The following is a 9,006-nucleotide window of genomic DNA, read 5'->3' on the forward strand; positions in this document are numbered from 1 at the left end:
CCACGGTCTACACCGACCCGAACACCAACCCGGAAGTCGCGGGCTGCGTGCCGCTGAACGTCTTCGGCGCCGGCAACCAGAGTCAGGAAGCCATCGACTACATCACCGCCGCGATCCGCGTCCGTGAAACCAACGAGCAGGAGAGCGCCGTCGCGGCCATCTCCGGCCAGCTCTGGGACTTCTGGGGCGCCGGCCCGCTCGGCCTCGCGGTCGGTGCGGAATACCGTCGTGAGTTCACCCAGGGCATCGGCCGCAGCGCCGACACCAACGGCCGCGTGCTTCAGCTCAACACCGGCGCCGACTTCCTGGCGGCGGAATACGAGTCCGAAGAGTGGTTCGCGGAAATGTCGCTGCCGCTGCTGCGGGACTCGTGGATGGGCGAATACGCCGAACTCAGCGCCTCCTACCGCGCGTTCGACTACACGACCGCCGGCGAGGGTGACGTCTATGGCGTGAACCTGGTCTACCGTCCGATCCAGGACATCACCTTCAAGACCAGCTTCAACACCTCGTTCCGCGCGCCGAGCCTGCAGGAGAACTTCCGTCCCTTCACGCAGACCTTCGTCAACGGCTTCGTGGACCCGTGCCACACCGGCGTGATCGCCAACTTCCAGGGCGACGACGCCGCCCAGGTCAAGGCCAACCGCATCGCCAACTGCACCCAGCTGGCCGCGAACAAGGGCCTGGTGTTCGACTTCGGCGAGACCACGGTCTCCCAGGCCGATGACTATCGCCCGAACGCCTACGCCGGCATCGCCAGCGTGCTGGGCGGCAACACCGGTCTCGCCCCGGAAGAGTCGGAGTCCTTCACCTTCTCGACGGTGATCGCGCCGCGGATGTTCCCGAACCTGTCGCTGGTTCTCGACTACTACGAGATCACCGTCGAAAACGTGGTCATCACCCCCGGCGGCCAGTTCCTGGCGAACGACTGCGTCAGCAACGCGCAGCTGAACGCCCAGACCTGCGCCCTCGTGTTCCGCAACAACCCGAACACCGGCGATCCGTTCGACAACTTCAAGGTCGGCGCTCCGGCGGGCGACCCGGTCGGCGGCTTCATCCTCGGGCCGATCAACCGCTCGAAGCTGGAAACCCGCGGTCTGGACTTCACGGTCAACTACTCGCTGGACACGGAAGAGGCCTTCGGCCGCAACTGGGGCCAGTTCGCCTACAGCCTGGGCGGCCTGTGGCTGATCGATCAGAAGAACTTCACCGATCCGACCGATCCCGCCGCCTTCACGGACTCGACCACCGGCGTGTTCTTCCCCCGGGTGGAGTTCGTCTCGCGTCTGACCTGGCGTCCGAACGACGTGCTGGCGATCACCTGGACCGCCGACTGGATGGCCTCGCAGGATCTCAACAACAACCGCGATCTGGTCGCCACCGGCAACCTGGACAACCAGCCCTACGAGTGGAACCGCACGGGCAACTTCGTCCGCAACGACTTCTCGGTGCGCTACGATGTGCGTGACGACCTGACCCTGCGGGCCACCGTCACCAACGCCTTCGACGCGGAAGTCCCGACCTACATGGGCTTCACCTCGACGTTCGACCCCTACGGTCGTCGCTTCAACGTCGGCCTGAGCTGGCGTCCCTACTAGGGAGACCTGGTCTCCTGAAATGACGAAGGGCGGCTCGAAAGAGCCGCCCTTTTTCGTTGTCCACAGAGAGAAATCTGCGCTGAAGGTTAACGAATTCCGTGGCCCCGGGCCCGACTCAGCCTATCCGGTAACACTCCCTTAAGCAGATGGGGTGTTTCCTTAACACGCTCATAACCAATGCGAATCGGCGGGGTTTTCGCGTTCGGGGCTGCAGGGCAGGGTCGGAATTCAAGGTCGGAATATAATGTCTCTCTCGCTGGTGCGTCCGCAACACACGGAACTGAAGCCCCGGATCGTCGTCTTCGGCGTCGGCGGGGCCGGCGGCAACGCGGTCAACAACATGATCGACGCCGGCCTTGAAGGGGTCGAGTTCGTCGTCGCCAACACCGATGCGCAGCATCTGTCGTTCGCCAAGACCGACCGCCGCGTCCAGCTGGGTGAGACCATCACCCAGGGCCTGGGCGCCGGCGCCCACCCCGAGGTCGGCATGAACGCCGCCGAGGAATCGGCCGAGGAAATCTACGGGCACCTGGACGGCGCCCATATGGTCTTCATCACCGCCGGCATGGGCGGCGGCACCGGCACGGGCGCGGCCCCCGTGATCGCCAAATGCGCCCGCGACCGCGGCATCCTGACCGTCGGCGTCGTGACCAAGCCCTTCACCTTCGAAGGCCGCCACCGCATGCGTCTGGCCGATGCGGGCATCGCCGAGCTGCAGCGCTACGTCGACACCCTGATCGTCATTCCGAACCAGAACCTGTTCCGCGTCGCCAACGAGCGCACCACCTTCGCCGACGCCTTCGGCATGGCCGACCAGGTGCTGCACTCGGGCGTCCGCTCGATCACCGACCTGATGATCCTGCCGGGCCTGATCAACCTCGACTTCGCCGACGTCCGCGCCGTCATGTCCGAGATGGGCAAGGCGATGATGGGCACGGGCGAGGCCTCGGGCGAGGACCGCGCCCTGCAGGCCGCCCAGAACGCCATCGCCAATCCGCTGCTGGACGAGACCTCGCTGAAGGGCGCCAAGGCCGTGCTGGTGAACATCACCGGCGGCATGGACATGACCCTGCTGGAAGTCGACGAGGCCGCCAACGCCATCGCCGGCGAGGTCGATTCCGACGCCAACATCATCTTCGGCGCTGCCTTCGATCCGGCCCTGGACGGCAAGATCCGCGTCTCGGTCGTGGCCACCGGCATGGAAGACCTCGCCGCGGCCCAGACGCCGTCGTCCACTTCGGCCGCGCCGCTCGACACCCGTCGTCCGGCCCCGTCCTGGGCCGCTTCGCGGGCCGAGCCGGTGCGTCAGGAGGCGGTGCGCGAGCCCGCCCGCGATTTCGGCCGCGCCGAGGCCCCGCGCCCGGCCGAGGCCGCCCCGATCGTCCCGACCTTTCAGTCCGCCCAGTCGACCTACGGCGCCGCGGCCCGGGCCCCCGAGCCGCGTCCGGAGCCGGTGATCCACGTCGCCGAGGACCGCGCTCTCGAGCCGATCGTCGATCCCTGGGTCGAGGAGTATGAATCGGCGCCGCGCACCGCCGCCCAGGCCGCGGCCCCGGTCGCCCAGGGCGACCTCTACATGGACCGGATGGGCGACCGTCCGGCCGCCCAGCCCGAGCCGCGCCGCGAAGAGCCGGCCTATGACGACCAGGACGACCGCGATCACCGCAAGTCGGGCTGGAGCCTGTTCGGCCGCGGCAAGCGTCAGCCGGCCCCGCCGACCTACGCCCCGCAGACCCGCGCCACCGAAATGCGCTCGACCAGCCAGGTCCAGCCCACGCCCGAGCCCGAACAGGGCCAGGCCGAGGACGATCTGGAAATCCCGTCCTTCCTGCGCCGGCTGGCCAACTAGTCAGGCCGCACCGACCGATCAGACCGCCCCGGGGCCCAGGTTCCGGGGCGGTCGTCGTTTACGGGTCTGGTTACGGAAACCGAAACAATTCGAAACCCGACTTTCATTTCAGTCTTGCGACACCCCCGCTAGACGGTTCGTGGGGCGAACTCCGCACACAGAGGCGGGCGCAAAGTTGAAGCGAGTTTGAGTTTTGCCGGTCCGCAACGACCATCACCAGAAGACCACCGTCGCACCGGCGATCATCGCCGGCGTGGGCGTGCACACGGGCGACCGGGTGCGTCTGGCGGTGCGTCCGGCCCCGGTCGGCACGGGCATCGTCTTCGTTCGCACCGATATCAAGGATCGCGACAACCGCATTCCGGTCTCGGGCGAGGCCGTCGTCGACGCCCGCCTGAACACCATGATCGAGAACGCCGCCGGCGTGCGCCTGTCGACCATCGAGCACCTGATGGCCGCCTTCGCCGCCCTGGGCGTGTCGAACGCCGTGGTCGAGGTGGACGGGCCGGAGCTGCCGATCCTCGACGGCTCGGCGCTGCAGTTCGTCCAGCTGCTGGACCGCGCCGGCTTCCGCCGTCAGGAGGCGCCGGTCCGCTATATCGAGATTCTCGAGCCGATCCGGGTGACCGACGGCGACAAGAGCGCCGCCCTGCTGCCCTGCGACCGCTATGAGATGCGGTTCGAAATCGACTTCGACACGCCGGTGATCGGCAATCAGGTGGTGGATTTCGTCGTCGACGAGGAAACCTTCCGCAACGAGATCATGGCCGCCCGCACCTTCGGCTTCGCCCACGAGGTCGAGGCCCTGCGCAAGGCCGGCCTGGCCCGCGGCGGCTCGCTGGAGAACGCCGTGGTCATCGACGGCGACCAGATCCTGAATCCGGGCGGGCTGCGGATGGAGCGCGAGTTCGTCAAGCACAAGGCCCTGGACGCCATCGGCGACCTGTACGTTCTGGGCGCGCCCCTGCTGGGCCGCTACGAGGGCGTCAAGGCGGGCCACGCCATCAACAACCTGCTGGTTCGCGAACTGCTGGCCAATCCGCAGGCGTGGCGCGAGACGACCCGCGTGCCGGAAATGGCGATGGCGGGCTGACAGGCCCCTGATCAGCCGAGGCTGATCGCGCTCATCAACCGGCCGAAGTCCGGCTCTCCGTTCAGATACGCCCGGCGGTTCGAGTAGAACCGCGCCGCGTCCGTGCGCGTGTCCTCGCCGGTCCAGGCCGCGTCGCCGACGCCGGCCTGTTCCAGCCGCCACAGCACATAGCCGGGCAGGTCGAACCGGCGTTTGCTCGCGTCCGCCCCCGGGGCGAAGAAGCGGCCGGCGCCCGCGTCGTGATGCTCGACCCGGTCCTGGAAGTCGGCGCCGACCTCATAGCTGTCCTGTGAGATGCAGGGGCCGACGACGGCGACGATGCGGCCGGGGCGGGCGCCCAGCGCCTCCATGGCCGCCACGGTCGAGTGGATGACGCCGCCCAGGGCGCCCTTCCAGCCCGCATGGGCCGCGCCGACCACGCCCGCCTCGGGGTCGGCCAGCAGCACCGGAGCGCAGTCGGCGGTCAGGACGGCGCAGATCACCCCCGGAGCGGCCGAGACGACGGCGTCGCCCTCCGGACGCTGGCCCTTCCACCCCGCCTCGGCGACCCGCGCGACCACGGAGTGGATCTGGTAGCAGGCGGCGATGTCGTTGGGGACGCCGCCGAGATGCTCCGCCACCCGGCGACGGTTCTCGGCCACGGCGACGGGGTCGTCGCTCGAGCCGACGCCGGTGTTCAGGCCTTCGTACAGGCCGGTCGAGACGCCGCCCTGTCGCGTGAAGAAGCCGTGGCGGAGACCGGGGCGGGTCAGCAACGGGTGGGTGATGGGGGTGAGGGTCATGGTCAGTCCTCGAACCCCGGTACAACGAGGCTATGCGGCGAAAAGATCGCGCAGACCTTGAACAGGGTTCCCATCTGGTCGTCGGCGGTCAGGCGGGCCAGTTGGCGGTCGATGACCGGGGCCGCGTCGGGGCGACCGTCCTTGAGCCGGTCGGCGCGCGCCTCGACACCCAGCCGGCCGAGGAATTCTCCCTGGCCCATCGTTCCCGTGACGTCGGCGCCGGCGTGAACGGCGGCTTCCAGCACGGACGGAAAGTCCGCCCACTGGGTCAGGTCGGCCTCGCCCGGCGTGGCCAGGGGATCGACCTTCTGATGCCGCCGCAGGGCCTGCAGGGTGTCGCCGGCCTCGGGCCGTGAGCGGCCGTAGTCGATCAGCAGGGCGGCGCCGGACGCCGCCTTGACCAAGGCGGCGACCTCGCGGCCGAACACGGCCTGCTGTTCGGAGATTTCCACCGTCTGGCCGGGCTCGACCTCGAAGGCGGGGCGTTTGAATCCGCCGGTGATCGTCTTCAGCCCGAAGGTCAGGGCGCCGTCGTCGGTGACGCCGACACAGCGCTCGGCCCAGCCGTCCTCCGTCTTCACGAACTGACGGGCGGGCAGGCAGTCCAGCACCTCATTGGCGATCAGGATCACCGGGGCGTCGGTCTCGACCCGGTCCAGCGACGAGACCCAGCGGGGATGCACGTCGCTGTCGGCCAGCATGCGGGCCTGGGCCTCGCGCAGGGGCGGGCTGGGCTCGATCAGGATCAGGTCGACGGCCCGCAGGAACTCCGGGGCCAGCCGGGCGGCGCGAAGGGCGTCGGCCATCAGCGTGCCGTCGCCGGGGCCGACCTCGACCAGCCGCACCCGTTCGGGCGCGCCCAGACGCTCCCACAGCTCGACCGCCCACAGGCCGATCAACTCGCCGAACATCTGGCTGATCATCGGCGCGGTGATGAAGTCGCCGGTCGCGCCGATGGAGGGCCGCGTCGCATAGTAGCCGCCCTGCGGATCGTGCAGGCAGCGGGTGACGTAGTCGGCGACCGTCATCGGCCCGGTCAGGGCGATCTCGCGCGCCAGGCGGTGCCTGAGATCATTGGCCGTGGGCGACACTCAGTCCTCCGCGGCGACCGGCGGCCGGCTCCGGGCGCGCCAGATCAGCCAGGCGCCGATGATCATCATCGGGATCGACAGCATCATGCCCATGGTCAGGCCCAGCGGCAGGTTCTCCATGCCGAAGTCGGGCTGTCGCACGGTCTCCAGCGAGGCGCGGGCGAGGCCGTAGCCGAACAGGAAGATGCCGGTGACATAGCCCGGCTTGGCCAGCAGACGCCCCTTGAAGACGGCCAGCCACAGGATCGCGGCCAGGGCGATCCCCTCGAGGGCGGCCTCATAGAGCTGGCTGGGGTGACGGGCGAAATTCCCGGGGCCCTGCGCCTGTCCGTTGACGTAGAACTCGCAGGTCGCGCCATACAGCTCCCGCATCCGGGTGCTGCAGAAATTGACCCCCCAGGGCGCGTCGGTCGGGCGGCCCCACAGCTCGCCGTTGATGAAGTTGGCGATGCGGCCGAAGAACAGCCCCAGCGGCACGACGGGCGCGACGAGGTCGCCGAGGCTGAGCAGGCGGATCTTGTTCTTCCAGGCGAACCAGACGATCGCCAGGCTGACCCCGATCAGGCCGCCGTGGAATGACATGCCGCCGTCCCACAGCCTGAACAGCGCCAGCCGTTCGCCCCAGTCGGCGCCGGTGAACAGGTCGGCGTAGAGCGACGGCTTGTAGAACAGGGCGTAGCCGAAGCGGCCGCCGAGGATGATGCCGAGCGTGATCCACAGCACCAGATCATCCAGCTGGACGGAGGTGACCGGCGGCTTGCGCGGCTGCCAGACGGCGTTGTTGCGCGCCAGCCGATTGGCGTACCACCAGCCCAGCACGATGCCCGCCACATAGGCGAGGGCGTACCAGCGGATATCCAGCGGGCCGATGCTGAACAGGACGGGATCGAATTCGGGGAAGGGCACGGGCGCTCCTGCAGGGCCGGTTCTGGGCCCGGTGTAGCAAGCGGGGCGGCGCCCGTCCCTGAAATTTCAGCAACCGGCGCGCCCAAATGCCGCCACCTCGATCCTCGACAGCAAGGTTTCGTTCACCATATCGGGCAACCATCCGTTAACGACGGTTGCTTGCCTGAGTCGGAGAGTTCCATGCAGACCCGCAATCCCATCCTCGACGAGTTCGCCAAGCTGACCACCGGGGCGATGGGACTGGCCCAGGCCGCCGGCGAGGAGGCCAAGACCGCCTTCCGCGCCCAGGCCGATCGCTTCGCCGCCGACATGGATCTGGTCCGTCGCGACGAGTTCGACGCCCTGAAGGCCGAGATCGCGGCCCTGAGGGCCGAAATCGCCACCCTGAAGGGGGCGAAGAAGCCTCAAAAGGGAACGTCCACAGCGGCTTCTCCCGCACAGGACGCAGCCGGTTGAGCCGAATCTGCGAACCCGCCTACCGTTCGACCAGAGGGCGTGAGTCGCGCCCGGAGACGCCTTGATGAACACCGCCCGGCCCGAAGAAACAGAGCTGCCCTACGATCCCCTGGATGTCGTGGAGCATGTTCTGGTGGCCGAGAACCTGCCGTTCGACCGCACCGACGAAGGCGATCTGGCCTTCGCCCTCGCCGGCGACTGGAAGGACTATGAGTTGTGGTTCGCCTGGCGGCCCGAGGGCGACTGCCTGCAGCTGTGCTGCGCCCTCGACCTGCAGGCCTCCAAGGCGCGTCGGGCCGCCGCCTATGAGCTGGTCGGCCTGATCAACCAGCGCACCTGGATGGGGCATTTCGAGGTCTGGGCCGAGGACGGCGAGATCGTCTTCCGCCACTCGCTGGCCCTGCCGATGGGCGAGCGCCCGACCCTGGGCCAGGCGGCCTCGATGATCGACGCGGCGGTCGAGGCGGCGGATCGCTACTACCCCGCCTTCGACTTCATGATCCGCGGCAACAAGAAGCCGCAGGAGGCGATCGACTCTTGCCTCTTCGAAACGGTCGGCTCAGCCTGAGGGCATGACGAACTCAAAATCGAACGGCGCCGTGGTCCTGGTGGGCTGCGGTCGCCTCGGATCGGCGATTCTCGAGGGGTGGCTGGCGACATCGACCGTCGCGCCGGCGGATCTGATAATCCTGACCCCGTCGGACAAGCCCGCGACCGAGGCGGCGCGGGCGCGCGGCGCGAGGATCAATCCGCCGCTGGACGCGCTGGGTGAGGCGCGCGCCGTGGTGCTGGCGGTCAAACCGGCGAAATGGCGAGACGCCATCGCGCCGACGCTCGACCATCTGCCCGCGGACGCCGCCGTCATCTCGGTGATGGCGGGCGTCAGGGCGGACCAGATCGCCGGCGTCTCCGGCCGACCGGTGGCCCGGGTGATGCCGACCACGGCCGTGGCCCAGGCTCGCGGCGTCGCCAGTCTGTGGTCGGATGACGCCGGCGTCCGCGAGACGGCCCGGGGCCTGTTCGCCGCCATCGCCGATGTGGTGGACCTGCCCGCCGAGGACGTCATGGACGCCGCCACGGCGACCGCCGGGTCCGCGCCGGCCTTCATCTACGCCTTCGTTCAGGCCCTGGCCCGGGCGGGCGAGGCGCAGGGCCTGTCCCGTGACGCCGCCGCGCGCCAGCCGCTCGGCGGCCGCTGCGGTCTTGGCCATCTGCATGAGCGAGAGCATCC

At 68.9% G+C, this 9,006-nt stretch carries 9 protein-coding genes; 6 read left to right on the plus strand and 3 right to left on the minus strand.

The window, feature by feature from the left end:
- The 3 genes from RDU12_RS08250 to lpxC form a co-directional block, all read left to right on the plus strand.
- Positions 1 to 1,598 (plus strand): TonB-dependent receptor domain-containing protein (locus tag RDU12_RS08250; RefSeq protein WP_308684423.1); only part of this gene is annotated, 1,598 nt, incomplete at its 5' end.
- Between the two features lie 244 nt (positions 1,599 to 1,842).
- Positions 1,843 to 3,447, plus strand: a complete 1,605-nt coding sequence (gene ftsZ, locus RDU12_RS08255) for a cell division protein FtsZ (protein ID WP_308684424.1) — start codon at positions 1,843 to 1,845, stop codon at positions 3,445 to 3,447.
- 193 nt (positions 3,448 to 3,640) lie between these two features.
- Positions 3,641 to 4,540, plus strand: coding sequence for a UDP-3-O-acyl-N-acetylglucosamine deacetylase (gene lpxC / locus RDU12_RS08260; RefSeq protein ID WP_300290958.1), 900 nt, complete (start codon positions 3,641 to 3,643; stop codon positions 4,538 to 4,540).
- Between the two features lie 11 nt (positions 4,541 to 4,551).
- Here lpxC and pgeF read toward each other — a convergent pair whose 3' ends face one another.
- From pgeF to lgt, 3 genes are all read right to left on the minus strand, one after another.
- Positions 4,552 to 5,322, minus strand: coding sequence for a peptidoglycan editing factor PgeF (pgeF, locus tag RDU12_RS08265; protein WP_300290960.1), 771 nt, complete (start codon positions 5,320 to 5,322; stop codon positions 4,552 to 4,554).
- A 2-nt stretch (positions 5,323 to 5,324) separates the two neighbouring features.
- Entirely contained in the window at positions 5,325 to 6,350 is a 1,026-nt protein-coding gene (locus RDU12_RS08270; RefSeq protein WP_300290969.1) for a class I SAM-dependent methyltransferase, read from the minus strand.
- Positions 6,351 to 6,413: 63 nt separating this feature from the next.
- Positions 6,414 to 7,319 (minus strand): prolipoprotein diacylglyceryl transferase, encoded by a 906-nt coding sequence (gene lgt, locus RDU12_RS08275; protein WP_300290962.1) that lies wholly within the window; start codon positions 7,317 to 7,319, stop codon positions 6,414 to 6,416.
- 180 nt (positions 7,320 to 7,499) lie between these two features.
- Between lgt and RDU12_RS08280 the strand changes: the two genes are divergently transcribed.
- From RDU12_RS08280 to RDU12_RS08290, 3 genes are all read left to right on the plus strand, one after another.
- Positions 7,500 to 7,775, plus strand: coding sequence for an accessory factor UbiK family protein (locus RDU12_RS08280; protein ID WP_300290964.1), 276 nt, complete (start codon positions 7,500 to 7,502; stop codon positions 7,773 to 7,775).
- A 64-nt stretch (positions 7,776 to 7,839) separates the two neighbouring features.
- On the plus strand, positions 7,840 to 8,343 hold the full coding sequence (locus RDU12_RS08285) for a YbjN domain-containing protein (RefSeq protein WP_300290966.1): 504 nt from the start codon (positions 7,840 to 7,842) through the stop codon (positions 8,341 to 8,343).
- 4 nt (positions 8,344 to 8,347) lie between these two features.
- Positions 8,348 to 9,006, plus strand: a 659-nt coding sequence (locus tag RDU12_RS08290; protein WP_308684425.1) for a pyrroline-5-carboxylate reductase dimerization domain-containing protein, incomplete at its 3' end; no start/stop codon positions are given.

This window comes from Brevundimonas sp. (genome assembly GCF_031082345.1).
Taxonomy (GTDB): Bacteria; Pseudomonadota; Alphaproteobacteria; order Caulobacterales; family Caulobacteraceae; genus Brevundimonas.

What these genes read in the sequence shown, in the direction of transcription:
- ftsZ (WP_308684424.1), top strand. Translation starts at nt 1,843, where the DNA reads ATGTCTCTCTCGCTGGTGCGTCCGCAACACACGGAACTGAAGCCCCGG.
- pgeF (WP_300290960.1), bottom strand. Translation starts at nt 5,322, where the DNA reads ATGACCCTCACCCCCATCACCCACCCGTTGCTGACCCGCCCCGGTCTC.
- RDU12_RS08270 (WP_300290969.1), bottom strand. Translation starts at nt 6,350, where the DNA reads ATGACGGTCGCCGACTACGTCACCCGCTGCCTGCACGATCCGCAGGGC.
- RDU12_RS08280 (WP_300290964.1), top strand. Translation starts at nt 7,500, where the DNA reads ATGCAGACCCGCAATCCCATCCTCGACGAGTTCGCCAAGCTGACCACC.
- RDU12_RS08285 (WP_300290966.1), top strand. Translation starts at nt 7,840, where the DNA reads ATGAACACCGCCCGGCCCGAAGAAACAGAGCTGCCCTACGATCCCCTG.